At 71.5% G+C, this 26,346-nt stretch carries 24 protein-coding genes; 21 read left to right on the top strand and 3 right to left on the bottom strand.

The features are described 5' to 3' along the window. Window positions 1–5 precede the first annotated feature (5 nt). A complete protein-coding gene (locus ACWC9R_RS20310; RefSeq protein ID WP_450733335.1) occupies window positions 6–758 on the bottom strand; it encodes a DUF2470 domain-containing protein in 753 nt (250 codons plus the stop codon). Window positions 759–940: 182 nt separating this feature from the next. Here ACWC9R_RS20310 and rpsD point away from each other — a divergent pair, with 182 nt between their 5' ends. Then, window positions 941–1,552 carry a 30S ribosomal protein S4 gene (rpsD, locus tag ACWC9R_RS20315; protein WP_362602284.1) on the top strand — a complete coding sequence of 204 codons (612 nt, stop codon included), beginning with the start codon at window positions 941–943 and terminating at the stop codon, window positions 1,550–1,552. 26 nt (window positions 1,553–1,578) lie between these two features. On the opposite strand, the gene ACWC9R_RS20320 is transcribed toward rpsD, so the two are convergent. Further along, window positions 1,579–3,777, bottom strand: coding sequence for an ATP-binding protein (locus ACWC9R_RS20320; RefSeq protein ID WP_450733337.1), 2,199 nt, complete (start codon window positions 3,775–3,777; stop codon window positions 1,579–1,581). Window positions 3,778–3,956: 179 nt separating this feature from the next. On the opposite strand from ACWC9R_RS20320, the gene ACWC9R_RS20325 reads away from it, so the two are divergent. The 14 genes from ACWC9R_RS20325 (at window position 3,957) to nusB (ending at window position 17,344) form a co-directional block, all read left to right on the top strand. Next, window positions 3,957–4,391, top strand: a complete 435-nt coding sequence (locus tag ACWC9R_RS20325; RefSeq protein WP_174887034.1) for a DUF948 domain-containing protein — start codon at window positions 3,957–3,959, stop codon at window positions 4,389–4,391. 8 nt (window positions 4,392–4,399) lie between these two features. Next, on the top strand, window positions 4,400–4,744 hold the full coding sequence (locus ACWC9R_RS20330; protein ID WP_362833219.1) for a DUF6167 family protein: 345 nt from the start codon (window positions 4,400–4,402) through the stop codon (window positions 4,742–4,744). Then, window positions 4,744–7,413 (top strand): alanine--tRNA ligase, encoded by a 2,670-nt coding sequence (gene alaS / locus ACWC9R_RS20335; RefSeq protein ID WP_450733339.1) that lies wholly within the window; start codon window positions 4,744–4,746, stop codon window positions 7,411–7,413. Before ACWC9R_RS20330 ends, alaS begins: the two co-directional genes overlap by 1 nt. A 14-nt stretch (window positions 7,414–7,427) precedes the next feature. Continuing rightward, complete coding sequence (ruvX, locus tag ACWC9R_RS20340) at window positions 7,428–7,892, top strand: Holliday junction resolvase RuvX (protein ID WP_362602499.1); 465 nt, start codon at window positions 7,428–7,430, stop codon at window positions 7,890–7,892. Window positions 7,893–8,019: 127 nt separating this feature from the next. Then, window positions 8,020–9,726: an endolytic transglycosylase MltG gene (gene mltG / locus ACWC9R_RS20345; RefSeq protein ID WP_450733341.1), complete on the top strand. Its 1,707-nt coding sequence runs from the start codon at window positions 8,020–8,022 to the stop codon at window positions 9,724–9,726. Beyond that, on the top strand, window positions 9,723–10,550 hold the full coding sequence (locus tag ACWC9R_RS20350) for a shikimate dehydrogenase (protein ID WP_450733342.1): 828 nt from the start codon (window positions 9,723–9,725) through the stop codon (window positions 10,548–10,550). Before mltG ends, ACWC9R_RS20350 begins: the two co-directional genes overlap by 4 nt. A gap of 148 nt (window positions 10,551–10,698) precedes the next feature. Further along, a complete protein-coding gene (gene aroC, locus ACWC9R_RS20355; RefSeq protein ID WP_450733344.1) occupies window positions 10,699–11,883 on the top strand; it encodes a chorismate synthase in 1,185 nt (394 codons plus the stop codon). Continuing rightward, entirely contained in the window at window positions 11,880–12,437 is a 558-nt protein-coding gene (locus ACWC9R_RS20360; protein ID WP_450733346.1) for a shikimate kinase, read from the top strand. The genes aroC and ACWC9R_RS20360 overlap by 4 nt, the downstream gene beginning before the upstream one ends. Further along, the gene (gene aroB, locus ACWC9R_RS20365; RefSeq protein ID WP_450733348.1) at window positions 12,434–13,525 is read left to right on the top strand and encodes a 3-dehydroquinate synthase; all 1,092 of its coding nucleotides are present in this window, start codon (window positions 12,434–12,436) and stop codon (window positions 13,523–13,525) included. The genes ACWC9R_RS20360 and aroB overlap by 4 nt, the downstream gene beginning before the upstream one ends. Next, window positions 13,522–13,980 (top strand): type II 3-dehydroquinate dehydratase, encoded by a 459-nt coding sequence (gene aroQ, locus ACWC9R_RS20370; protein WP_450733350.1) that lies wholly within the window; start codon window positions 13,522–13,524, stop codon window positions 13,978–13,980. The genes aroB and aroQ overlap by 4 nt, the downstream gene beginning before the upstream one ends. Window positions 13,981–14,228: 248 nt before the next feature. Then, window positions 14,229–15,095 (top strand): Pro-rich N-terminal domain-containing protein, encoded by an 867-nt coding sequence (locus ACWC9R_RS20375; protein WP_450733352.1) that lies wholly within the window; start codon window positions 14,229–14,231, stop codon window positions 15,093–15,095. Window positions 15,096–15,168: 73 nt separating this feature from the next. Beyond that, on the top strand, window positions 15,169–16,275 hold the full coding sequence (locus tag ACWC9R_RS20380) for an aminopeptidase P family protein (protein WP_450733354.1): 1,107 nt from the start codon (window positions 15,169–15,171) through the stop codon (window positions 16,273–16,275). Between the two features lie 65 nt (window positions 16,276–16,340). Beyond that, entirely contained in the window at window positions 16,341–16,907 is a 567-nt protein-coding gene (gene efp, locus ACWC9R_RS20385; RefSeq protein ID WP_362602321.1) for an elongation factor P, read from the top strand. Between the two features lie 2 nt (window positions 16,908–16,909). Continuing rightward, entirely contained in the window at window positions 16,910–17,344 is a 435-nt protein-coding gene (gene nusB / locus ACWC9R_RS20390) for a transcription antitermination factor NusB (protein WP_450733356.1), read from the top strand. 203 nt (window positions 17,345–17,547) lie between these two features. Here the strand turns inward: nusB and bldD are convergent, their stop codons facing one another. Then, window positions 17,548–18,048 carry a transcriptional regulator BldD gene (gene bldD / locus ACWC9R_RS20395; RefSeq protein WP_018087605.1) on the bottom strand — a complete coding sequence of 167 codons (501 nt, stop codon included), beginning with the start codon at window positions 18,046–18,048 and terminating at the stop codon, window positions 17,548–17,550. Between the two features lie 221 nt (window positions 18,049–18,269). Here bldD and pyrR point away from each other — a divergent pair, with 221 nt between their 5' ends. The 6 genes from pyrR (at window position 18,270) to carB (ending at window position 26,282) form a co-directional block, all read left to right on the top strand. After that, window positions 18,270–18,860 (top strand): bifunctional pyr operon transcriptional regulator/uracil phosphoribosyltransferase PyrR, encoded by a 591-nt coding sequence (pyrR, locus tag ACWC9R_RS20400; protein ID WP_362602325.1) that lies wholly within the window; start codon window positions 18,270–18,272, stop codon window positions 18,858–18,860. A 93-nt stretch (window positions 18,861–18,953) separates the two neighbouring features. Next, window positions 18,954–19,931: an aspartate carbamoyltransferase catalytic subunit gene (locus ACWC9R_RS20405; protein WP_450733358.1), complete on the top strand. Its 978-nt coding sequence runs from the start codon at window positions 18,954–18,956 to the stop codon at window positions 19,929–19,931. Window positions 19,932–19,935: 4 nt separating this feature from the next. Then, window positions 19,936–21,222 (top strand): dihydroorotase, encoded by a 1,287-nt coding sequence (locus tag ACWC9R_RS20410; protein ID WP_450733360.1) that lies wholly within the window; start codon window positions 19,936–19,938, stop codon window positions 21,220–21,222. Next, window positions 21,219–21,839 carry a PH-like domain-containing protein gene (locus tag ACWC9R_RS20415; protein WP_450733362.1) on the top strand — a complete coding sequence of 207 codons (621 nt, stop codon included), beginning with the start codon at window positions 21,219–21,221 and terminating at the stop codon, window positions 21,837–21,839. The genes ACWC9R_RS20410 and ACWC9R_RS20415 overlap by 4 nt, the downstream gene beginning before the upstream one ends. Beyond that, entirely contained in the window at window positions 21,836–22,978 is a 1,143-nt protein-coding gene (carA, locus tag ACWC9R_RS20420; protein ID WP_450733364.1) for a glutamine-hydrolyzing carbamoyl-phosphate synthase small subunit, read from the top strand. The genes ACWC9R_RS20415 and carA overlap by 4 nt, the downstream gene beginning before the upstream one ends. Next, window positions 22,971–26,282: a carbamoyl-phosphate synthase large subunit gene (gene carB / locus ACWC9R_RS20425; RefSeq protein WP_450733366.1), complete on the top strand. Its 3,312-nt coding sequence runs from the start codon at window positions 22,971–22,973 to the stop codon at window positions 26,280–26,282. The genes carA and carB overlap by 8 nt, the downstream gene beginning before the upstream one ends. The last annotated feature ends 64 nt before the right edge of the window (window positions 26,283–26,346 follow it).

The following is a 26,346-nucleotide window of genomic DNA, read 5'->3' on the forward strand; positions in this document are numbered from 1 at the left end:
GTCCGCTACCCGGCCGCGGCCTCGAAGAGGCGGTGCATCGCCCGCCGCAGCTCGGCCACGTCCCGTACGGGCTCGGGGAAGTCGAACCGTGCGTCGAAGGAGCGCTGCTCGGCGTCGGTGAAGCGCACCCGCAGCCCGAAGCGGTCCAGGCTCACCGGCACGGCCCGGTCGCGCAGCCCGCAGACCTCCCCGCGGTTGCCCAGCAGGGTGCACAGCCCGCGAACCTGCTCGCTGTGCGCGGCGTGCAGATGCTGCAGCAGCTCCGCCTCGTGGAGGATCAGCGGGTCCGGAGCCGCTTCGGCGAAGTCGTCCGGCTCGACGGACTCGGCGCCCCACAGGTCGTCCACCGCGCCCTCGCCGACTTCCAGGCGCAGCATCATCCAGGCGGTCCGCCCGTAGAGGCCCGGGGCGGGCTCCGGCTGGAGCGCCTCGCCGATGCCGAGCAGCTCGCCGACCGGGTGCCGCTCGGCGAGCAGCATCGCCGCCTCGGCACGCTGCTCGTTGCGTACGGGGGTGAGCCAGCCGGCCACCCAGGCCCGTCCACGGATGCGATGGGGCACCGAAACGGGTGCAACATCCGTGATCTCCATCACGGCCGTGAGGTCGTCGTCCTGGGCGTGTGCCGCCGCCCGAGCCGCCGCAGAGTCCCCGGAAACCAGCAACAGCACGTCTCCGTCGGGTGTCACGGTCCGGCAGACCGGTGCCGAGAGTCCGGTCTCGTCGGGGTCCTCGACACCGGGGACACTCAGAGACGCCATACCATTGGACTCGACGAGGGTTCGTATGCGCTCGGCGGCGGTGGGCTGCTGGGCGCCTTCCACGGGACGCGGCTGACCCGACTCGGTGCGGTGTGCACTGGGCAGGGGGATCCCCGGTCGAAACATGCGTTCTCCTCGCGCTAAGGTAAGCCTCACCTAACTTACATGGAGGAACGTTCCACGTGAACCAGTCGCGTCCCAAGGTCAAGAAGTCCCGCGCGCTCGGCATCGCGCTGACGCCGAAGGCCGTCAAGTACTTCGAGGCCCGTCCCTACCCGCCCGGCGAGCACGGCCGTGGCCGCAAGCAGAGCAGTGACTACAAGGTCCGTCTGCTCGAGAAGCAGCGCCTGCGTGCGCAGTACGACATCAGCGAGCGCCAGATGGCGCGTGCCTACGACCGCGCTCGGAAGGTCGAAGGCAAGACCGGCGAAGCGCTGATCATCGAGCTTGAGCGCCGTCTGGACGCGCTCGTCCTGCGTTCGGGCATCGCCCGCACGATCTACCAGGCCCGCCAGATGGTCGTCCACGGCCACATCTCGGTGAACGACCGCAAGGTCGACAAGCCGTCCTTCCGCGTCCGCCCCGGCGACGTCGTGATGGTCCGCGAGCGCAGCCGCGAGAAGCACCCCTTCCAGGTCGCGCGTGAGGGTGGCTACGCCCCCGACGGCGAGACCCCGCGCTACATCGAGGTCAACCTGCAGGCTCTGGCGTTCCGCCTCGACCGGGACCCGAACCGCAAGGAGATCCCGGTAATCTGCGACGAGCAGCTCGTCGTCGAGTACTACGCCCGCTAAGCACCACCGCAGGCGCAGCACCACGCTCAGCCCGCCGTCTCCCCGCCGCTCGCGGAGGGGGAGGCGGCGGGCTCGTGCGTTCCCGGCGGCGCGATCCGTACGGAGCGGTGCCGGGCGGGCACCGGGCCGGCGGGCCGCAGCACCCGGGCCACCGCCGCGTCCAGGCCGAGGCGCTCGCCCGTACGCAGGGCACGCCCGTACCGCTCGGCCCCCAGCCGCTGCCGCGCCTGCTCCTCGCACTCGGCGTGCGGCCCCCGGAAGTGGCGCGAACCGAACAGCGGCAGCCCCACCGAGGGCCAGATCCGACCCGCGGCGCCCTGGAGCACCGCTGCCTCCTCCGCGTCCCCCTCGCCGAGCGTCACCGTCGCCAGCAGTTCGAGTGCCAGCACCACGCCCAGCAGGTCGTGGAAGGTGTGGTGGACGGCCAGCGACTCCACCAGCAGGGCCCGGGCCCGCCCGCCGTCGCCCCGCGACCAGGCCGCGTACGCCAGCACGAACTGGGCGTACGCCCGGGTCCAGCGCTCCCCGTGGTCCTCACACACCTCCAGCACGTCCTCGCACAGCCGCACCGCGTCCGCCGGCTCGCCCCGGAAGGCCACCGCCATCGCCAGCTCGACCTGCGCCAGCAGCACCGTGCCGTTCAGCTCGCCGATCTCCCGGTAGCGCCGCACCGCCCCGCGCAGCAGCTCCTCGGCGCGCGGCATGTCGTCGCAGACCAGCGCCAGACAGCCGGTGCGGTGCAGCGCGTACGCGGCGGCGGTGGCGTTGCCGGTCCGCTCGGCCTCGTCGCGGCACTCCTGGAGCACCCCCAGGGCGCCGACCGTGTCCCCCTGGATCAGCGCGACATAGCCGGCCACCCACAGCGCCTTCAGCCGTGCGTCGTCGTGGTCGCTCTCCAGCTCCAGGGCCCGGTCCAGCCAGTGCCGGCCCTCGGAGAGCCGGCCGCAGCCCACCCAGTAGAACCACAGGGTGCCCGCCAGGTACTGGCCCAGGTGCGTCTCGGCGGGGCACTCCAGGCTCTGCTCCAGCGCCACCCGCAGATTGGGCAGTTCGGCGTCGATCCGGGCCGCGATCTCCGCCTGCCGGGAGCTGAACCAGTCCAGTTCGCACCAGGTGGCCAGCCCCAGGTACCAGTCGCGGTGCCGGCGCCGCAGCCGGTCGCCGTCCTGCGTCGCCGCCAGCCAGCCCGCGCCGTAGGCCCGTACGGTGTCCAGCATCCGGTAGCGCACCCCGGCCGGGGTCTCCTCCCGCACCAGCACCGACTGGGCGACCAACTCCGCGATGACGTCGAGGAGTCCGGCGGCCGGCAGCTCCGGGCCCGAGCAGACGTACTCGGCGGCCTCCAGGTCGAACTGCCCGGCGAAGACCGACAGCCGCGCCCACAGCAGCCGCTCCTCGGGCGTGCACAGCTCATGGCTCCAGCCGATCGCGGTGCGCAGCGTCTGATGGCGCGGCAGGGCCCCGCGGGCGGTACCGGTCAGCAGCCGGAAGCGGTCGTCGAGCCGGTGCAGCACCTGGTCGACGGAGAGCGCGCGCAGCCGTCCGGCGGCCAGCTCCAGTGCCAGCGGAATGCCGTCCAGCCGCTCGCACAGCTCGGTGACCGCCGGCTCGTCGGCCTCCTCGACGGTGAAGCCGCCGAGCACGGCGGCGGCGCGGTCGGTGAACAGGGCCGTCGCATCGGCGGAGTTCAGCGGTGCCAGGGCGAGGTTCCGCTCGCCGGTCAGCCCGAGCGGCCGCCGGCCGGCGGCCAGCACCCGCAGTCCGGGGGCGCGGCGCAGCAACTCCGCGGTCAGCTCGGCGCAGGCGTCGACCAGCTGCTCGTAGCCGTCCAGGACGAGCAGCAGTTCCCGGCCGGCGAGGTGGTCGCAGAGCGCGGCGCGCACCGGTCGGCCGGTGCGGTCGGCCGGTGCCAGCGCCTCGGCGACGGTGTGGTCCAGGAGGTGCGGCTCCCGCAGGGAATCCAGTTCGACCAGCCACACCCCATCGCAGAAGCGATCCTGCAAGATCGCTGCGCTATGGCGGGCGAGCCGTGACTTGCCGACGCCGCCGAGGCCGGTGAGCGTCACCAGCCGGTCCGACTCCAGCTGCCGCGCCAGCGCGGCCAGTTCGTCGTCGCGGCCGATGAAGCGGTTGAGTTCCGCGGGGAGGTTCCCCGGCCGGCCCGGCGCCCGCAGGCGCTCGCTGGACGGGCGGGAGACGGGGCCGGGGCGCGTGAGGCGTCGCATGGCACACGGAGCGTACTCGGCAGGATGCGGACCGTACAATCACGCCGCCGGATTCCTCCCGCGCCCGCCCCGCGCCACCGGGAACGGGGTACGGACGCACAGTCACGGCGCGATAAGGTCAAGGTTGCCGTTCGAGCAGGACGAGAAGCAGACCGAACCAGTCGGAGAGTGGTGCCAACGTGTCCGGTGGAGAGGTGGCCGGGATTCTCGTGGCCGTCTTCTGGGCGATCCTTGTGTCGTTCCTCGCCCTGGTGCTGGTGAGGCTCGCACAGACGCTCAAGGCGACCACCAAGATGGTGGCCGAGGTGTCCGAGCAGGCCGTACCCCTCCTCGCCGACGCCTCCGCGACGGTCCGCTCCGCGCACACCCAGCTGGCCCGCGTCGATGCCATCGCCGCCGACGTCCAAGAGGTCACCGCCAACGCCTCCGCGCTCTCCTCGACCGTGTCCTCCGCCTTCGGCGGACCGCTGGTCAAGGTGGCGGCGTTCGGCTACGGCGTGCGCCGCGCGATCGGCAAGAAGGGCGAGCCGGAGCCGCAGCGCACCGTCGTCCCCGGCCGTATCCTGCCCGGCGCCCGCCGTGGCGGGCGCCGCAACCGTCGCTCCAAGGACTGATCACAGCGATGTTCCGCCGCGCATTCTGGTTCACCACCGGCGCCGCCGCCGGCGTGTGGGCCACCAACAAGGTCCACCGCAAGCTGCGCAAGCTGCAGCCCGACAGCCTCGCCGCACAGGCCGCGGACAAGGCCGTCGAGACCGGACACCGGCTGCGCCAATTTGCATTGGACGTACGCACCGGAATGGCGGACCGTGAAGAACAGCTGCACGACGCCCTGGGGCTCGGCGAGCCGAACGAGGTGCGCGAGCTGCCCGCTCCGCGCCGCGCGGTACTCGAACCGCAGTACCGAACCACGAGAACAACCGGACACACCGGTCTGACCGGACCGACTGGAAAAGAGGACCACTGATGGAGTCGGCTGAAATCCGCCGCCGCTGGCTGCGCTTCTTCGAAGAGCGTGGGCACACCGTCGTGCCGTCGGCGTCGCTCATCGCGGACGACCCGACGCTGCTGCTCGTCAACGCGGGCATGGTCCCCTTCAAGCCGTACTTCCTCGGCGAGGTCAAGCCGCCCGCCCCGCGCGCCACCAGCGTCCAGAAGTGCGTGCGCACGCCGGACATCGAAGAGGTCGGCAAGACCACCCGGCACGGCACGTTCTTCCAGATGTGCGGCAACTTCTCCTTCGGCGACTACTTCAAGGAAGGCGCCATCACGTACGCCTGGGAGCTGCTGACCGGCTCCCAGGCCGACGGCGGCTACGGCCTCGACCCCGAGAAGCTCTGGATCACCGTCTACCTCGACGACGACGAGGCCGAGCGCATCTGGCACGAGGTCGTCGGGGTGCCCAAGGAGCGCATCCAGCGCCTGGGCAAGAAGGAGAACTACTGGTCCATGGGCGTCCCGGGCCCCTGCGGCCCGTGCTCCGAGATCAACTACGACCGCGGCCCGGAGTTCGGTGTCGAGGGCGGCCCGGCCGTCAACGACGAGCGGTACGTGGAGATCTGGAACCTGGTCTTCATGCAGTACGAGCGCGGCGCGGGCACCGGCAAGGAGGACTTCGAGATCCTCGGCGAGCTGCCCAGCAAGAACATCGACACCGGCCTCGGCCTCGAGCGCCTGGCGATGATCCTGCAGGACGTCCCGAACATGTACGAGACGGACACCCTGCGCGTCGTCATCGACAAGGCCACCGAGCTGACCGGCGTCCACTACGGCACCTCCCACGACAGCGACGTCTCGCTGCGCGTGGTCGCCGACCACATCCGTACGTCCACGATGCTCATCGGCGACGGCGTCACCCCCGGCAACGAGGGCCGCGGCTACGTGCTGCGCCGCATCATGCGCCGCGCCATCCGCAACATGCGGCTGCTCGGCGCCAGCGGACTGGTCGTCGGCGAGCTGCTGGACGTGGTCATCAAGACCATGGGCCAGCAGTACCCGGAGCTGCTGGAGGACCGCCGCCGCATCGAGACGGTCGCCCTCGCCGAGGAGGCCGCCTTTGTCAAGACGCTGAAGGCCGGCACCAACATCCTCGACACCGCCGTCACCGACACCAAGGCCGCCGGCTCCGCGGTCCTGCCCGGCGACAAGGCCTTCCTGCTCCACGACACCTGGGGCTTCCCGATCGACCTCACCCTCGAAATGGCCGCCGAACAGGGCCTGTCGGTGGACGAGGACGGCTTCCGGCGTCTGATGAAGGAGCAGCGGGAGCGCGCCAAGGCCGACGCCCAGGCCAAGAAGAGCGGCCACGCCGACCTGTCGGCCTACCGTGAGGTCGCCGACAAGTCCGGTGCCACGGAGTTCACCGGCTACAGCGCCACCGAGGGCGAGTCTGCCATCGTCGGCCTGTTGGTCAACGGTGTCCCGGCCCCCGCCGCCCACGAGGGCGACGAGGTCGAGGTCGTCCTGGACCGCACCCCCTTCTACGCCGAGGGCGGCGGCCAGCTCGCCGACACCGGCCGGATCAGGCTGGACTCCGGCGCCGTCGTCGAGGTCCGCGACGTCCAGCAGCCGGTGCCCGGTGTCACGGTCCACAAGGGCGCCGTCCAGGTCGGCGAGGTGGTGCTCGGCTCCGCCGCGTACGCCACCATCGACGTCACCCGCCGGCGCGCCATCGCCCGTGCCCACAGCGCCACCCACCTCACCCACCAGGCGCTGCGCGACGCCCTGGGCCCGACGGCCGCCCAGGCCGGTTCGGAGAACTCCCCGGGCCGCTTCCGCTTCGACTTCGGCTCGCCGGCCGCCGTGCCCGGCGGAGTCCTCACGGACGTCGAGCAGAAGATCAACGAGGTGCTCTCCCGCGAGCTCGACGTGCACGCCGAGGTCATGAGCATGGAGGACGCCAAGAAGCAGGGCGCCATCGCCGAGTTCGGCGAGAAGTATGGCGACCGCGTCCGGGTCGTCACCATCGGCGACTTCTCCAAGGAGCTGTGCGGCGGCACCCACGTCCACAACACCGCCCAGCTGGGTCTGGTGAAGCTGCTCGGCGAGTCGTCCATCGGCTCCGGCGTCCGCCGGGTCGAGGCCCTGGTCGGCGTGGACGCCTACAAGTTCCTGGCCCGTGAGCACACCGTCGTCTCGCAGCTCACCGAGCTGGTCAAGGGCCGCCCGGAGGAGCTGCCGGAGAAGATCTCCGGGGTCCTGGCCAAGCTGAAGGACGCCGAGAAGGAGATCGAGCGGTTCCGCGCCGAGAAGGTGCTGCAGGCCGCCGCCGGGCTGGCCGAGGGCGCCAAGGACGTCCGCGGGGTGGCGCTGGCCGCCGGGCAGGTCCCGGACGGCACCTCCGCCGACGACCTGCGCAAGCTGGTGCTGGACGTCCGCGGCCGCATCCAGGGCGACCGTGCCGTCGTCGTGGCGCTGTTCTCGGTCGCCAACGGCCGCCCGGTGACGGTGATCGCCACCAACGAGGCCGCCCGCGAGCGCGGCATCAAGGCCGGTGACCTGGTCCGTACCGCCGCCAAGACGCTCGGTGGCGGGGGCGGCGGCAAGCCGGACGTCGCCCAGGGCGGCGGTCAGAACCCCGCCGCGGTGCCCGAGGCCATCGGGGCCGTCGAGCGCCTCGTCGCCGAGGCGGCCTGACGCACGTGACAGAGATGCGACGTGGCCGGCGCCTCGCCGTGGATGTCGGGGACGCCCGTATCGGGGTCGCCTCGTGCGACCCCGACGGGGTCCTCGCGACCCCGGTCGAGACCGTGCCGGGACGTGATGTGCCGGCCGCGCACCGCCGGCTCAAGGCGATCGTCGAGGAGTACGAGCCCCTCGAAGTCGTGGTCGGCCTGCCCCGCTCCCTCAGTGGGGGAGAGGGGCCGGCCGCGGCCAAGGTCCGGGCCTTCGCCCAGGAGATGGCCCGCACCATCGCCCCCGTAGGGGTCCGGCTGGTCGACGAACGGATGTCCACGGTCACGGCCACCCAGGGCCTGCGGGCCTCGGGGGTCCGGAGCAAGAAGGGCCGCTCGGTGGTCGACCAGGCGGCCGCGGTGGTCATCCTGCAGAGCGCACTGGAGACCGAACGCGTCTCCGGGGAGCCTCCGGGAGAGAGCGTCGAAGTGGTCATCTGATCGCGGTACGGTAACGTTCCGCGCGATGTGCGGCGTTCGAACAGCCGCGCGTGCAAGTAGAGGCGGATCGGGTACAGCAAGCGCGCTGCCAGGCCGGAGTGCACCGCCTCTCGGCTCTAGGGGATCGATGACCGAGTATGGCCGGGGCTACGGCTCCGAACCGTGGCATCCGGAGGACCCGCTCTACGGAGACCAGGGTTCCTCCAGAGGCCAGGCGCAGCAGCCTCAGTGGGACGGACAGCAGGCCCACCGGTACCCCCAGCAGCAGCCTGACCCGTATGCCCAGCAGCACTACAACGGCGGCTGGGACGGGTCGCAGGGCGGGCAGACGCCCTACGACCCGTACGACCCCTACGGGCAGCAGCAGCCGGCCGACCCGTACGGCGGAACGGGTTCCGACTACTACGCCGCCCCGGACGCCTATCCGCCGCAGCAGCATCCGCAGCAGCAGGCCCCGCAGGGGATGCAGGACCAGCGGGGAATGCAGGGCGGGCAGCCCCCCCAGGGGATGCAGCAGCACCAGCAGTACCAGCAGCCGCCGCACCCCGAGCAGGGGGAGCCGTACTACGACGAGGGCCCCGGCGCCGGCGACGACTGGCGGGCCGAGCCGGGACCGCGTGAGCCGGAGCGGGAGCACGCGTTCTTCGCGGACCGCGAGGACGACGACGGCGACGACCGGGGCCCGCACGACGAGGGCCGGGGCGGCGGCCGCGAGCGCCGCGGCAAGAACGGCAAGGGCAAGAAGAACAAGCGGCACAGCGGCCGGACCTGCCTGGTCGTCACCCTGTTCTTCGCCGGAGCCGTGGGTGTCGTCGGCTATTTCGGCTACGACTTCATCATGAGCCACCTCGGCTCGGCCCCCGACTACGAGGGCGAGGGCACCGGCGACGTCCAGGTCGACATCCCGGAGGGGTCCACGATCCTGCAGATGGGTCTGGCCCTCAAGCGCGAAGGCGTGGTCAAGAGCGCCGACGCGTTCTCCGAGGCGGCCATCGACAGCAAGAAGGACAAGGTCCTCCAGCCCGGGACCTACTCCCTGCGCAAGCACATGTCCGCGGCCTCGGCCGTCGAGCTGATGGTGGACCCCAAGAGCCGCAACGGCCTCACCATCCGCGAGGGCCTGCGCTCCGGCGACGTCTACAAGCTGATCGACAAGAAGCTCCACCTCGCGTCCGGCAGCACCAAGAAGATCGCGAAGACCGAGGCCAAGAGCCTCGGCCTGCCGTCCTGGGCCAGCGACTCCGCGAAGATAAAGGACCCGCTGGAGGGCTTCCTCTACCCGTCGACCTACAGCGTGGGCGAGAAGGCGAAGCCGGCGGCGGTCCTGAAGCAGATGGTGGCGCGGGCGAACCAGGTCTACGCGAAGTACGACCTGGAGGGGAACGCGCGGAAGCTGCACCTCGACTCGCCGATGGAGCTGCTCACCGTCGCCAGCCTCACGCAGGCCGAGGGCAAGTACAAGCACGACTTCGTCAAGGTCGCGCGGGTCGTCTACAACCGCCTCAAGCCGGGCAACACCGAGACCTTCGGCCTGCTCGACTTCGACTCGACGGTGAACTACGCCAAGTCCCAGAGCACCCTGGACACCGGTTCCGTCGACAATCTGCGGAACTTCAACGACCCGTACAACACCTACAAGTTCAAGGGGCTTCCGCCGGGGCCGATCGGCAATCCGGGTGAGGAAGCGCTCAGGTCGGCCATCGCCCCGAAGAAGGGCAACTGGTACTACTTCGTCTCGATCAATCCGGAAAAGACGCTGTTCGCCGAGACGAACGAGCAGCACGAACGCAACCGCCGCATTTACGTCAAGGAACAAGAGAAAGCCAAGCAATGAGCACCACCCGTCGGGCTGCGGTCCTCGGCTCCCCGATCGCCCACTCCCTCTCCCCGGTGCTGCACCGTGCCGCCTACGCGGAACTGGGGCTGGCGGACTGGGCGTACGACCACTTCGAGGTCGACGAGGCGGCCCTGCCGGGCTTCGTCGGGAAGCTCGGCCCCGAGTGGGCGGGTCTGTCGCTGACGATGCCGCTCAAGCGGGCGGTGATCCCGCTGCTCGACGAGATCAGCCCCACCGCGGCCGCCGTCGAGGCGGTGAACACCGTGGTCCTCACCTCCGACGGGCGGCGCCTCGGCGATAACACCGACATCCCGGGCATGATCGCCGCGCTGCGTGAGCGCGGGGTGCGGCAGGTCGAGCGGGCGTCGGTGCTGGGCGCCGGTGCCACCGCCTCCTCCGCGCTCGCCGCGCTCTCCCGGATCTGCACCGGCGAGGTCACCGCCTATGTCCGCAGCGCGGCACGGGCCGAGGAGATGCGCGGCTGGGGCGAGCGGCTCGGGGTCACGGTCCGCACGGCCGCCTGGGAGGACGCCGCCGCGGCCTTCGAGGCGCCGTTGACCGTTGCCACCACCCCGGCGGGCACCACCGACGCGCTCGCCGCCGCCGTGCCCGACCGGCCCGGCACGCTCTTCGACGTGCTCTACGAGCCCTGGCCGACGCCGTTGGCCACGGCCTGGGCCGACCGCGGCGGCGCCGTGGTCGGCGGCCTCGACCTGCTGGTCCACCAGGCCGTCCTGCAGGTGGAGCAGATGACGGGGCGGTCGCCGGCTCCGCTGGGCGCGATGCGCACGGCGGGCGAGGCGGCGCTCGCCGCCCGCTGACCCGCCGTGCCGGGCCCGGTACGCCCGGTCCGTCCCGTACGTCCCCGCGCGCCCGGTCCGCACCCTGGACTGGGCGCCGCCCGTCTCACACGACGTGGGAGGATCAGGGAGAGACCGTACGCGGATGAGCAGTACATGAGGAGCACCGTTGAGCAGGTTGCGCTGGCTGACGGCGGGGGAGTCGCACGGCCCCGCACTCGTGGCGACGCTGGAGGGCCTTCCGGCCGGCGTGCCCATCACCACGGAGTTGGTGGCGGACGCGCTGGCGCGGCGGCGGCTCGGCTACGGCCGCGGTGCCCGGATGAAGTTCGAGCAGGACCAGGTCACCTTCCTGGGCGGGGTGCGGCACGGTCTGTCGCTGGGCTCGCCGGTGGCGGTCATGGTCGGCAACACCGAGTGGCCCAAGTGGGAGCAGGTGATGGCGGCCGACCCGGTGGACCCGGAGGAGCTGGCCGCGCTGGCCCGTAACGCGCCGCTGACCCGTCCCCGCCCCGGGCACGCCGACCTCGCCGGGATGCAGAAGTACGGCTTCGACGAGGCCCGCCCGATCCTGGAGCGCGCCTCCGCCCGTGAGACCGCCGCCCGGGTCGCGCTCGGCGCGGTCGCCCGCTCCTTCCTCAAGGAGACGGCCGGTATCGAGATCGTCTCGCACGTCGTCGAGCTGGCCGCGGCCAAGGCCCCGTACGGGGTCTACCCGCGGCCCTCCGACGTGGCGAAGCTGGACGCCGACCCGGTGCGCTGCCTGGACGCGGACGCGAGCAAGGCGATGGTGGCCGAGATCGACCAGGCCCACAAGGACGGCGACACCCTCGGCGGGGTCGTCGAGGTGCTGGCCTACGGTGTGCCGGTGGGTCTGGGCTCGCACGTCCACTGGGACCGGCGACTGGACGCCCGGCTGGCCGCCGCCCTCATGGGCATCCAGGCCATCAAGGGCGTCGAGGTCGGCGACGGCTTCGACCTGGCGCGGGTGCCCGGCTCGAAGGCCCATGACGAGATCCTCTCGACCGACGACGGCATCAAGCGCAGCTCCGGCCGCTCCGGCGGCACCGAGGGCGGGCTGACCACCGGCGAACTGCTGCGGGTGCGGGCCGCGATGAAGCCGATCGCGACGGTGCCGAAGGCGCTGGCGACCGTCGACGTGAGCACCGGCGAGGCGGCCAAGGCGCACCACCAGCGCTCGGACGTCTGCGCGGTGCCGGCCGCCGGCATCGTCGCCGAGGCGATGGTGGCCCTGGTGCTGGCGGACGCGGTGGTGGAGAAGTTCGGCGGCGACAGCGTGCCGGAGACCCGCCGCAACGTGCAGACCTTCCTCGACAACCTGGCGATCCGATGACGTCGCCGGCCGTCGTGCTGATCGGCCCGCCCGGGGCCGGCAAGTCGACGGTGGGCGCACTGCTGGCCGAGCGGCTGGGCGTCGGCTACCGGGACACCGACGCCGATGTCGTCGCCACGGCCGGCCGGCCGATCGCCGAGATCTTCATCGACCAGGGCGAGGCGCACTTCCGCGACCTGGAACGGGCCGCCGTGCGCGCCGCGGTCGAGGGCCACCCGGGCGTGCTCGCGCTCGGCGGCGGCGCGATCCTCGACGAGGGCACCCGCGCGCTGCTGACCGGACTGCCGGTGGTCTTCCTGGACGTCGAACTGGCGGACGCCGTCAAGCGGGTGGGCCTCGACGCGCCCCGCCCGCTGCTGGCCGTCAATCCGCGCAAGCAGTGGCGTGAGCTGATGGAGCGCCGCCGTCCGCTGTACACCGAGGCCGCGCGCGCCGTGGTCGCCACCGGGGAGCGGACCCCCGGGCAGGTCGTCGAGGCGATCCTGGACGCGCTGGAGCTACGCGAGGCCGCGGGAGACGCCCCGCGGGCCGCCCACAGGGAGGAACAGGCATGACGGAGCAGGCCACCCGTATCCAGGTCGGCGGCACGGCGGGCACCGATCCGTACGAGGTGCTCGTCGGGCGGCAGCTGCTCGGCGAGCTCCCGGGCCTGATCGGTGAGGGCGTCAAGCGGGTCGCCGTGCTGCACCCGGAGGCGCTGGCCGCCACCGGCGAGGCGCTGCGCGAGGACCTGGCCTCCCAGGGCTACGAGGCGATCGCCATCCAGCTGCCGAACGCCGAGGAGTCCAAGACCGCCGAGGTCGCGGCGTACTGCTGGAAGGCGCTGGGCCAGTCCGGCTTCACCCGCAGCGACGTGATCGTCGGCGTGGGCGGCGGCGCCACCACCGACCTGGCCGGCTTCGTCGCCGCGACCTGGCTGCGCGGGGTGCGCTGGATCGCGGTGCCGACCACCGTGCTCGGCATGGTGGACGCCGCGGTAGGCGGCAAGACCGGCATCAACACCGCCGAGGGCAAGAACCTCGTCGGCGCCTTCCACCCGCCGGCCGGGGTGCTCTGCGACCTGGCCGCGCTGGACTCGCTGCCGGTCAACGACTACGTCTCCGGTCTGGCCGAGGTCATCAAGGCCGGCTTCATCGCCGACCCGGCGATCCTCGACCTGATCGAGTCCGACCCCGAGGCCGCCAAGCGCCCGGACGGCGCGCACACCGCCGAGCTGATCGAGCGGGCGATCCGGGTCAAGGCCGAGGTGGTCTCCGCGGACCTCAAGGAGTCCGGTCTGCGGGAGATCCTCAACTACGGCCACACCCTGGCGCACGCCATCGAGAAGAACGAGCGCTACAACTGGCGGCACGGCGCGGCCGTCTCCGTCGGCATGGTCTTCGCCGCCGAACTCGGCCGGATTGCCGGCCGGCTGGACGACGCCACCGCCGACCGGCACCGCTCCGTCCTGGAGTCCGTCGGGCTGCCGCTGACCTACCGGGGCGACCAGTGGCCCAAGCTGCTGGAGACCATGAAGGTCGACAAGAAGTCCCGCGGCGACCGGCTGCGCTTCATCGTCCTGGACGGCCTGGCCAAGCCCACTGTCCTGGAGGGCCCGGACCCGGCCATGCTGCTCGCCGCACACGCGGAGATCGCGGCGTGAGCGGCACGAGCGGCAAGGCCCGGCGGGTGCTCGTCCTCAACGGCCCCAACCTCGGCCGGCTGGGCTCCCGTGAGCCCGACGTCTACGGCGCCACCTCCTACGCCGGGCTGGTCGAGGAGTGCGGCAGGCTCGGCAAGGAGCTGGGGTTCGAGACCGAGGTCCGGGAGACCAACGACGAGGGGGAGATGATCCGCTGGCTGCACGAGGCCGCCGACGCCTCGCTCCCGGTCATCATCAACCCCGGTGCCTTCACGCACTATTCGTACGGCATGCGGGACGCGGCCGCCCAGCGCACCGCCCCGCTGATCGAGGTGCACATCTCCAACCCGTACGCCCGCGAGGAGTTCCGCCACAATTCGGTCATCGCGGCCATCGCCAGCGGTACGGTCGCCGGCTTCGGCATCGGCTCGTACCGTCTGGCGCTCCGCGCGCTGGCCGAGGAACTGCGCGACTGACGTACCATCACGGCGCCCCGGTGTTCCCGCGGCGGACGCCGGGGCAGGAGATCCTCCGGGCGGGCCCGGGAGGGTACCGTTCGCAGCAGCACCACCCCGCCGGCGGCCGCGGGGCACAACGGCCCGTCCGGGCCGGTGGGTTACCCGCAGGGGGCGCCGGGCGGCCGAGCCCGGCGTCCGCCGCACCATCCGGCGGGAGCCGGGGGAGCACCGCACCACGTCGACCGCACGAGACGGAGAGCCACCGGATGCACTACGCAGTGGGGGCTCCGCTGCCGCCGCCCCACGGGCAGGCATCAGGACCCGGGGCCGCCATGCACTGGACGCCCGCCCCGGGGGGACCCGCCCCGGGAGGGCACACTCCGCCCGCCTCGCCCCCGGCCCCGCCGCCCGCGCAGCAGCCGGCCCCCGCCGCCGGCCAGGGCTGGCACGGGCCCGCGCCCCAGCAGGCCCCGCCCACCCCGCACAGCACGGACGTCACCGGCCATGTGCCGCTGCCCCCGGGCGCCCCGGTGCCGTTGCCCAGCCCGCCCACCGACGCCGCTCCGGACGCCACGCACGCGGCCGTCGCGGTGCTGCTCATCGGCCCGGCCGGGGCCGGCAAGACCAGCGTGGCGCGCCACTGGGCGGACACCCGGCGGGTGCCGACCGCGCACATCAGCCTCGACGACGTCCGCGAGTGGGTCCGGGCCGGCTTCGCCGACCCCCAGTCCGGCTGGAACGACCACTCCGAGGCGCAGTACCGCCTCGCCCGCCGCACCTGCGGCTTCGCGGCCCGTAACTTCCTCGCCAACGGCATCTCCTGCATCCTCGACGACGCGGTCTTCCCCGACCGCCCGGTCATCGGCCTCGGCGGCTGGAAGCGCCATGTCGGCCCCGGGCTGCTGCCGATCGTGCTGCTGCCCGGACTGGAGATCGTGCTGGAGCGCAACGCCCGGCGCAGCGGCAACCGCCGGCTCTCCGACGAGGAGGTGGCCAGGATTCACGGGCGGATGGCCGGCTGGTACGGCTCCGGTCTGCCGATCATCGACAACTCCCAGCACGACGTCGCCACGACCGTGCGGGTACTGGACGACGTCGTCGCCCGGAGCATCGCCAGCCCGCCCAGCTGGTAGACGGGACGACGGTCCTCCCCCGGGCGGCCCCGCTCGACCGGCCACCTCGGGGGAGTCGCCGTACGCTCGTGATATGTCCGAGTTGTACGCGGCCCGACGCACGCGGCTGCGCGACCGCGCAGCCGGGGCCGGAAGTACCGCCGCACTGATCTCGCGCCCCGCGAACGTCCGTTACCTCACCGGTTGTGCGCCGCCCGGCGCCGCGCTGCTGCTGGGGCCGGCGGACGACATGCTGCTGTGCGGCAGGCCGCTGAGCGGCGATCCCTCCGAGGGGCGCCCGGCCGAGGACGTACGGGTCACGGTGCTGCCGACCCGCGGTGGCGACCCGGTCGTGGCCGGCGCCGACCTGGCCGCGAAGGCCGGAGCGGCCTTCCTGGCCGTCGAGGAGCACCACCTCACCGTCACCCGGCACCGGGCGCTCTCCCAGGTCGCGCCCCGGCTGCGGCTGACGGACCTGGCCTGCGCGGTCGAGGCGCAGCGGCTGGTCAAGGACGACGACGAGATCGCCTGCCTGCGGATCGCCGCGGAGATCGCCGACCAGGCCCTGGGGGAACTCCTGGAGTCGATCCTGGTCGGCCGCACCGAGCGGCATCTCGCGCTGGAGCTGGAGCGCCGGCTGGTCGACCACGGCGCGGACGGCCCGGCCTTCCCCACGTCCGTCGCCACCGGCCCGCACGCCGGCCGCCCCGGGCATCTGCCCACCGACCGGCGGGTCGAGGAGGGCGACTTCCTCAGTGTCGGGCTGGGCGCCAACTACCGCGGCTACCGCTGCGAGATCGGCCGGACCTTCGTCATCGGCACCACGCCCTCGGACTGGCAGATCGAGCTGTACGATCTCGTTTTCGCAGCCCAGCGGGCCGGGCGGGAGGCGCTGGCGCCGGGTGTGGAGTGCCGCGAGGTGGACCGGGTGACCCGCCATGTCCTGGATGCCGCGGGGTACGGCGAGCGGCTCGGAGCGTGGACCGGGCACGGTGTGGGACTCGAAATCGACGAGGACCCTCAGTTGTCCCCTGCCGCCATGGGTAAACTGGACGCTTGCGTGCCGGTCACCGTCGAGCCGGGGGTTCACATCCCGGGCCGCGGGGGTGTCCGGATCGACGACACACTCGTCGTCCGTCCAGAGGCGGACGGCGGGCCCGAGCTACTCACGATCACGACCAAGGAGCTGCTCGCACTCTGAGCCGTAGGGTTTCGGCGTGTGCCGCTCCGGGTCCCACCACCTGCAGTCCAGGAGATTCCGCAACCGTGGCATCCACGAACGACCTCAAGAACGGCATGGTGCTCAAGCTCGACGGCGGCCAGCTCTGGTCCGTCGTCGAGTTCCAGCACGTCAAGCCCGGCAAGGGCCCTGCCTTTGTCCGCACGAAGCTCAAGAACGTGCTGTCCGGCAAGGTGGTGGACAAGACCTTCAACGCCGGTGTGAAGGTCGAGACGGCCACCGTCGACAAGCGCGGAATGCAGTTCTCGTACATGGACGGCGACTACTTCGTCTTCATGGACATGGACACCTACGACCAGCTGCACGTCGACCGCAAGGCCGTCGGCGACGCCGCGAACTACCTGATCGAGGGCTTCGAGGCGGTCGTGGCGCAGCACGAGGGCGAGGTGCTCTACGTCGAGCTCCCCGCCGCGGTCGAGCTGAACATCAAGCACACCGAGCCCGGCGTGCAGGGTGACCGCTCCACCGGCGGCTCCAAGCCGGCCGAGCTGGAGACCGGCTACTCCATCCAGGTGCCGCTCTTCATCACCACCGGTGAGAAGATCAAGGTCGACACCCGCACCGGCGACTACCTCGGCCGGGTGAACAGCTAACCGTGGCCGCCCGCACCAAGGCCCGTAAGCGCGCCTTCCAGATACTCTTCGAGGCCGACCAGCGCGGTGCCGATGTGCAGTCCGTGCTCGCGGACTGGATGCGGCACGCCCGGACCGATCCACGGCAGCCGCCGGTGAACGAATACACCCTGGAGCTGGTCGAGGGATACGCGGGGCAGGCCGCCCGCATCGATGAGCTGATCTCCACCTACGCGGTCGACTGGGACCTGGACCGGATGCCGGCGGCCGACCGCAGCATCCTGCGCCTGGGCGCCTACGAGCTGCTCTGGGTGGACGCCACTCCGGACGCGGTGGCGATCGACGAAGCGGTGCAGCTCGCCAAGGAGTTCTCCACGGACGACTCCCCGTCCTTCGTCAACGGCCTCCTCGGCCGGCTGAAGGAGCTGAAGCCGAGCCTGCGGCGCGAGGCGCAGTAGGCGGTCGGCAGAGCGTGTGAACGGGCCCGGAGCGAAGGGCAAGGCTCCGGGCCCTTCGCATGCCCGCAGAACGCCGTCAGCGGCCTTCGCGGGGTGTCCCGGGGGACGGCGGTGGGTCGGGGCGCCGTGGAACGGCCCCCGAAACGCCGAACCGCCGCCCCGGAAACCCGGAGCGGCGGCACGTTTCTGCAGGTACGAGGGGGTCAGAGCTCCTCGTGCGACACGGCGCGGCGTGCGTCGGCGTCGAGCACGCCCCAGCTGATCAGCTGCTCGGTCAGCACCGAGGGCGACTGGTCGTAGATGACCGCGAGGGTGCGCAGGTCGTCCTGGCGGATCGAGAGCACCTTGCCGTTGTAGTCACCGCGCTGGCTCTGGATGGTGGCGGCGTAGCGCTGCAGCGGGCCGGCCTTCTCCTGCGGGACATGGGCGAGGCGCTCCAGGTCGAGCACCAGCTTCGGCGGCGGCTCGGCCGCGCCGCCCGGTGTCGTGCCCGGAAGCAGTTCCTGCACCGGAACGCCGTAGAAGTCCGCCAACTCGGCGAGGCGCTGCACGGTCACGGCGCGGTCGCCGCGCTCGTACGAACCGACCACCACGGCCTTCCAGCGGCCCTGGGACTTCTCCTCGACGCCGTGGAGAGAAAGGCCCTGCTGGGTGCGGATGGCGCGGAGCTTGGCCCCGAGCTGTTTGGCGTATTCGCTGGACATAAAACTCCCCAGACGGCTGTATCGACATGCGGCTCCGCCGCGGGCTGGTAACTCACTGTGAGGTTACGCAGCGTAATCTGACTTCGTCAAGCGGAACGGGGCAGACCCTCACCCGTCAGGGGTGCGGACGGGGCGTGGGAAGGCCCCTGGTAACCTGGGCCGCGTTATTCCGACGTCCTTTAAGGTCCGTCCCGTGAGGCGGAGAAGGAGGTCCGTTTCATATGGACGCAAACAGTTCCGACGCGAGCGCTCAGCTCCCCGTGCGGCCGGTGCTCGAAGGCCCGGACATCGCGCGGATGCTCACCCGTATCGCCCACGAGATCGTCGAACGCGCCAAGGGCGCGGACGATGTGGTGCTCCTGGGAATCCCCACCCGCGGCGTCTTCCTCGCCCGGCGGCTGGCCGCCAAGCTCGAGGAGATCACCGGCCGTACGGTCCCGGTCGGCTCGCTCGACATCACGATGTACCGCGACGACCTGCGCCTGGGCCCCGCCCGCACGCTCGCCCGCACGGACATTCCCGCCGACGGCGTCGAGGGCCGGGTCGTCCTCCTCGTCGACGACGTCCTCTTCTCCGGACGCACCATCCGCGCCGCGCTGGACGCCCTGGGCGACATCGGCCGGCCGCGCGCCGTGCAGCTGGCGGTCCTGGTCGACCGGGGCCACCGCGAGCTGCCGATCCGCGCGGACTACGTAGGCAAGAACCTCCCCACGTCGCTGCGGGAGACGGTCAAGGTCCAGCTCACCGAGGAGGACGGCCGGGACGCCGTGCTGCTCGGTGTGAAGCACCCCGCCCCGGCCGGCGAGCGCTAGCGCATCGCGCACGGACCCGGTGACCCCGGGCCCGCAGGCATGCCCGCTCAACGGACAATCCCGTACACCTCCTTCACCCACGGAGAAAACCGGATGAAGCGTCACCTCATCTCGGCCGCCGACCTCACGCGCGACGACGCCGTCCTGATCCTCGACACCGCCGAGGAGATGGCCCGGGTCGCCGACCGGCCGATCAAGAAGCTCCCCACCCTGCGCGGACGCACGGTCTGCAACCTCTTCTTCGAGGACTCCACCCGGACCCGGATCTCCTTCGAGGCCGCCGAGAAGCGGCTCTCCGCGGACGTCATCAACTTCGCCGCCAAGGGGTCCAGCGTCTCCAAGGGCGAGTCCCTCAAGGACACCGCCCAGACCCTGGAGGCGATGGGCGTCGACGCCGTCGTCATACGGCACGGCGCCTCCGGAGCCCCCTACCGGCTCGCCAACTCCGGCTGGATCGACGCTCCCGTCATCAACGCCGGCGACGGCACCCACCAGCACCCCACTCAGGCCCTGCTCGACGCCTTCACCATGCGGCGCCGGCTGACCGGCCCGGACGCCGGGCTCGGCCAGGACCTGAGCGGGCGGCGCATCACGCTCGTCGGCGACGTGCTGCACAGCCGCGTCGCGCGCTCGAACGTCGACCTCCTGCACACCCTCGGCGCCGAGGTCACCCTCGTCGCCCCGCCCACCCTGGTGCCGGTCGGCGTCGAGACCTGGCCGTGCGAGGTGTCCTACGACCTCGACCGCGTCCTGCCGAAGACCGACGCCGTGATGATGCTGCGGGTGCAGCGCGAGCGGATGAACGCCGCCTTCTTCCCGACCGAGCGGGAGTACTCGCGCCGCTACGGCCTGGACGGCGAGCGGATGGCGCGGATGCCCGAGCACGCCCTCGTGATGCACCCCGGCCCGATGGTCCGCGGCATGGAGATCACCGCCGAGGTCGCCGACTCCGACCGCTGCACGGTCATCGAGCAGGTGACCAACGGGGTCTCCGTCCGCATGGCCGTCCTGTACCTGCTGCTCGGCGGCAACGAGCCTGCCGTCACCCACACCCGTACCGAGGAGAAGTAAGTACATGAGCAAGATCCTGATCCGTGGTGCGAAGGTGCTCGGCGGCGAGGCCCAGGACGTCCTGATCGACGGCGAGACCATCGAGGCCGTCGGCGCCGGACTGTCCGCCGAGGGCGCCGACGTCATCGAGGCCGAGGGCAAGATCCTTCTGCCGGGCCTCGTCGATCTGCACACCCATCTGCGCGAGCCGGGCCGCGAGGACTCCGAGACCGTGCTGACCGGTACCCGGGCGGCCGCCTCCGGTGGCTACACCGCGGTGTTCGCCATGGCCAACACCTTCCCCGTCGCCGACACCGCCGGCGTGGTCGAGCAGGTCTACCGCCTCGGCCAGGAGCACGGCTACTGCGATGTGCAGCCCATCGGTGCCGTCACCGTCGGCCTGGAGGGCAGCAAGCTCGCCGAGCTGGGTGCCATGCACGAGTCCGCCGCCGGGGTCACCGTCTTCTCCGACGACGGCAAGTGCGTGCACGACGCCGTGATCATGCGCCGGGCGCTGGAGTACGTGAAGGCCTTCGGCGGTGTCGTCGCGCAGCACGCCCAGGAGCCGCGGCTCACCGAGGGCGCCCAGATGAACGAGGGCATCGTCTCGGCGGAGCTGGGGCTCGGGGGCTGGCCGGCGGTGGCCGAGGAATCGATCATCGCCCGGGACGTCCTGCTCGCCGAGCACGTGGGCTCGCGGGTGCACATCTGCCACCTGTCGACCGCCGGCTCCGTCGAGATCGTCCGCTGGGCCAAGTCCCGCGGCATCGACGTCACCGCCGAGGTCACGCCGCACCACCTGCTCCTCACCGACGAGATGGTGCGTAGCTACAACCCCGTCTACAAGGTCAACCCGCCGCTGCGCACGGAGCGCGACGTGATGGCCCTGCGCGAGGCCCTCGCCGACGGCACGATCGACATCGTCGCCACCGACCACGCCCCGCACCCGCACGAGGACAAGGACTGCGAGTGGGCCGCGGCCGCCATGGGCATGGTGGGCCTGGAGACCGCGCTGTCGGTCGTGCAGCAGACGATGGTCGAGACCGGGCTGCTGACCTGGGAGGCCGTCGCGGACCGGATGTCCTACGCGCCCGCGCGGATCGGACAGGCCAAGGGCCACGGCCGCCCCGTCTCGGCTGGTGAGCCCGCCAACCTCACGCTGCTCGATTCCGCTTACCGTGGAGAGGTGGACCCCGCGGGCTTCGCCTCCCGCAGCCGCAACACCCCCTACGAGGGCCGTGAGCTGCCGGGACGCGTCACCCACACCTTCCTGCGGGGCCGGGCAACGGTCGTCGACGGGAAGCTGGCGTGACTCCTCCACTGATCCACCTGGCCGAAGCGCAGAAGTCCGCGCCGGTCACCGACTGGGCCGCACGGATCGGCTGGGTCGTCGGCCTGCTGGTCTTCGTCGTCTTCGTCTACTGGCTGATGCGCCAGGGCTGGAAATGGCGCGGCACCCTCCAGGGCGATCTGCCCGAGCTGCCGACCGCCCCGGACGGCCTCGGAGAGCCCCGGCTGCGGCTCAGCGGCCGCTACCACGGGTCCACCACCGCCGGGCAGTGGCTCGACCGGATCGTGGCCCGCGGTCTGGGCACCCGCAGCCGCGCCGAACTGACCCTGACCGACCAGGGCCTGGACGTCGTACGACCGGGCGCCGAGGACTTCTTCGTGCCGGCCGCCGCCCTGCGCGGCGCCCGTCTCGACAAGGGCATCGCCGGCAAGGTCCTGCCCGAGGGCGGCCTGCTGATCGTCACCTGGCGGCACGGGGACAAGGAGATCGACTCCGGTTTCCGCTCCGACCGCGCGGGCGAGCACCCGGCCTGGGTCGAGGCCCTGAACCAGCTGAGCACCACCGAACACAGCACCACCGAACACAGCACCACCGAGCACAGCACCACCGAGCACACCGAAACGGAAGGCGCACGATGACGACCTCCACCAGGGGGACTGCCAAGATCCCCGCCGTACTCGTCCTGGAGGACGGCCGCACCTTCCGCGGCCGCGCCTACGGGGCCGTGGGGGAGACCTTCGGCGAAGCGGTGTTCTCCACCGGCATGACCGGCTACCAGGAGACGCTGACCGACCCCTCGTACCACCGCCAGGTCGTCGTCATGACCGCGCCGCACATCGGCAACACCGGTGTGAACGACGAGGACCCCGAGTCCGGACGGATCTGGGTCTCCGGCTACGTCGTCCGCGACCCCGCCCGCCTCCCGTCCAACTGGCGCTCGGTGCGCTCGCTGGACGACGAGCTGGTCGACCAGGGCGTCGTCGGCATCAGCGGCGTCGACACCCGCGCGCTGACCCGCCACCTGCGCGAGCGCGGCGCCATGCGCGTCGGCATCTTCTCCGGCGACGCGCTGCCCGACGAGGGCACGATGCTGGCCAAGGTGCGCCAGGCCCCCGAGATGCAGGGCGCCGACCTCTCCACCCAGGTCGCCACCAAGGAGACCTACGTCGTCCCGGCGATCGGCACCAAGAAGTTCACCGTCGCCGCGATCGACCTGGGCATCAAGGGCATGACCCCGCACCGGATGGCCGAGCGCGGCATCGAGGTGCACGTCCTGCCCGCCACCGCCACCGTCGAGGACGTCTACGCGGTGAACCCGGACGGCGTGTTCTTCTCCAACGGCCCCGGCGACCCGGCCACCGCCGACCACCCGGTCTCCGTCATGCGCGGGGTGCTGGAGCGCAAGACGCCGCTGTTCGGCATCTGCTTCGGCAACCAGATCCTGGGCCGCGCGCTGGGCTTCGGCACCTTCAAGCTCAAGTACGGGCACCGCGGCATCAACCAGCCGGTGCAGGACCGTACGACCGGCAAGGTCGAGGTCACCGCGCACAACCACGGATTCGCCGTCGACGCCCCGCTCGACAAGGTCTCCGACACCCCCTTCGGCCGCGCCGAGGTTTCCCACGTCTGCCTCAACGACGACGTGGTGGAGGGCCTGCACCTCCTCGACCAGCCGGCCTTCAGCGTCCAGTACCACCCCGAAGCCGCCGCGGGTCCGCACGACGCCGCGTACCTCTTCGACCGCTTCGTTTCCCTGATGGAGGGCCAGCGTGCCTAAGCGCACCGATATCCAGTCCGTCCTGGTCATCGGCTCCGGCCCGATCGTCATCGGCCAGGCCGCCGAGTTCGACTACTCCGGCACCCAGGCATGCCGGGTCCTCAAGTCCGAGGGCCTGCGCGTCATCCTGGTGAACTCCAACCCGGCGACGATCATGACCGACCCGGAGATCGCCGACGCCACCTACGTCGAGCCGATCACCCCGGACTTCGTCGAGAAGATCATCGCCAAGGAGCGCCCGGACGCGCTCCTGCCCACCCTGGGCGGCCAGACGGCCCTGAACACGGCCATCTCGCTGCACGAGTCCGGCACCCTCGACAAGTACGGCGTCGAGCTGATCGGCGCCAACGTCGAGGCGATCAACAAGGGCGAGGACCGCGACCTGTTCAAGGAGGTCGTGGCGGAGGTCAACAAGAAGATCGGCCACGGCGAGTCCGCCCGCTCGGTGATCTGCCACTCCATGGACGACGTCCTGGCGGGCGTGGACGAGCTCGGCGGCTACCCCGTCGTCGTCCGCCCCTCCTTCACCATGGGCGGCGCCGGCTCCGGCTTCGCCCACGACGAGGAGGAGCTGCGCCGGATCGCCGGGCAGGGCCTGACGCTCTCGCCGACCACCGAGGTGCTCCTGGAGGAGTCCATCCTCGGCTGGAAGGAGTACGAGCTGGAGCTGATGCGCGACAAGAACGACAACGTCGTGGTCGTCTGCTCCATCGAGAACTTCGACCCGATGGGCGTGCACACCGGCGACTCGATCACCGTCGCACCGTCGATGACGCTCACCGACCGGGAGTACCAGACCCTGCGGGACGTCGGCATCGCGGTCATCCGCGAGGTCGGTGTGGACACCGGCGGCTGCAACATCCAGTTCGCGGTCAACCCCGAGGACGGCCGGGTCATCGTCATCGAGATGAACCCCCGCGTCTCGCGCTCCTCCGCGCTGGCCTCCAAGGCCACCGGCTTCCCGATCGCGAAGATCGCCGCCCGGCTCGCCGTCGGCTACACCCTCGACGAGATCCCCAACGACATCACCGAGAAGACCCCGGCGTCCTTCGAGCCGACCCTCGACTACGTCGTCGTCAAGGTGCCGCGCTTCGCCTTCGAGAAGTTCCCGGCCGCCGACGCCACGCTCACCACGACCATGAAGTCGGTCGGCGAGGCGATGGCCATCGGCCGGAACTTCACCGAGGCGCTCAACAAGGCCCTGCGCTCCCTGGAGAAGAAGGGCAGCCAGTTCGACTTCGTCGGCGAGCCGGGCGACAAGGCCGAGCTGCTGGAGAAGGCCCAGGTCCCGACCGACGGCCGGATCAACACCGTCATGACGGCGATCCGGGCCGGCGCCACCCCGCAGGAGGTCTTCGACGCCACGAAGATCGACCCGTGGTTCGTCGACCAGCTCTTCCTCGTCAAGGAGATCGCCGACGAGATCGCCGCGGCCGACAAGCTCGACCCGCAGATCCTCGCCGACGCCAAGCGCCACGGCTTCTCCGACGCCCAGATCGCCGAGATCCGCGGACTGCGCGAGGACGTCGTCCGTGAGGTCCGGCACTCCCTCGGCGTCCGCCCGGTCTACAAGACCGTCGACACCTGCGCCGCCGAGTTCGCCGCGAAGACGCCGTACTTCTACTCCTCCTACGACGAGGAGAACGAGGTCGCGCCCCGCGAGAAGCCGGCCGTGATCATCCTCGGCTCCGGCCCCAACCGCATCGGCCAGGGCATCGAGTTCGACTACTCCTGCGTCCACGCCTCGTTCGCGCTGAGCGACGCCGGCTACGAGACCGTGATGGTCAACTGCAACCCGGAGACCGTCTCGACGGACTACGACACCTCCGACCGCCTGTACTTCGAGCCGCTGACGCTGGAAGACGTGCTGGAGATCGTGCACGCCGAGACCCAGGCCGGCCCGGTCGCCGGTGTCGTCGTCCAGCTCGGCGGGCAGACCCCGCTGGGCCTGGCGCAGGCGCTCAAGGACAACGGCGTGCCGATCGTCGGCACCTCGCCCGAGGCGATCGACCTCGCTGAGGAGCGCGGCGCCTTCGGCCGGGTGCTGACCGAGGCCGGACTGCCGGCCCCCAAGTACGGCACCGCGTTCTCCTTCGCCGAGGCCCAGCAGATCGCCGCCGAGATCGGCTACCCGGTCATGGTCCGCCCGTCCTACGTGCTCGGCGGCCGCGGCATGGAGATCGTCTACGACGAGCCCTCGCTGCGGGAGTACCTCACCCGCCACGCCGGCCTGATCGACCGGCACCCGGTCCTCATCGACCGGTTCCTCGACGACGCCATCGAGATCGACGTCGACGCGCTCTACGACGGCCACGAGCTCTACCTCGGCGGCGTCATGGAGCACATCGAGGAGGCCGGCATCCACTCCGGCGACTCGGCCTGCGCCCTGCCCCCGATCACCCTCGGCGGCTTCGACATCAAGCGGCTGCGGGCCTCGACGGAGGCCATCGCCAAGGGCGTCGGCGTCCGCGGACTGATCAACATCCAGTTCGCGATGGCCGGGGACATCCTCTACGTCCTGGAGGCCAACCCCCGCGCCTCCCGTACGGTCCCCTTCACCTCGAAGGCCACCGCCGTACCGCTGGCCAAGGCCGCCGCCCGGATCTCGCTGGGCGCGACCGTCGCCGAGCTGCGCGCCGAGGGCATGCTGCCCAAGGCGGGCGACGGCGGCACCCTGCCGCTGGACGCGCCGATCTCGGTCAAGGAAGCCGTGATGCCCTGGTCGCGGTTCCGCGACATCCACGGCCGCGGTGTGGACACCGTCCTCGGCCCGGAGATGCGCTCCACCGGCGAGGTCATGGGCATCGACTCGGTCTTCGGCACCGCGTACGCCAAGTCCCAGTCCGGCGCCTACGGGGCGCTGCCCACCAAGGGCCGCGCGTTCGTCTCCGTCGCCAACCGTGACAAGCGCTCGATGATCTTCCCGGCCCGTGAGCTGGTCGCCCACGGCTTCGAACTGCTCGCCACCTCCGGCACCGCCGAGGTGCTGCGCCGCAACGGCATCAACGCCACCGTGGTGCGAAAGAACTCCGAGGGCGAGGGCCCGGACGGCGAGAAGACCATCGTCCAGCTGATCCACGACGGCCAGGTCGACCTGATCGTCAACACCCCCTACGGCACCGGCGGCCGGCTGGACGGCTACGACATCCGTACCGCCGCCGTCGCCCGCGGCGTCCCGTGCCTGACCACGGTCCAGGCGCTGGCCGCCGCCGTCCAGGGCATCGAGGCCATGTCCCGCGGGGACGTGGGCGTGCGCTCCCTCCAGGAGCACGCCGAACATCTCACCGCGGCCCGCCAGGAGTAGCGGCCGGGAGGGGGACACCACAACGGTGTCCCCCTCTTCGTGATCCCCCTGCCCACTTCCTCAG

The sequence above is a fragment of the Streptomyces sp. NPDC001219 genome, assembly GCF_053597915.1.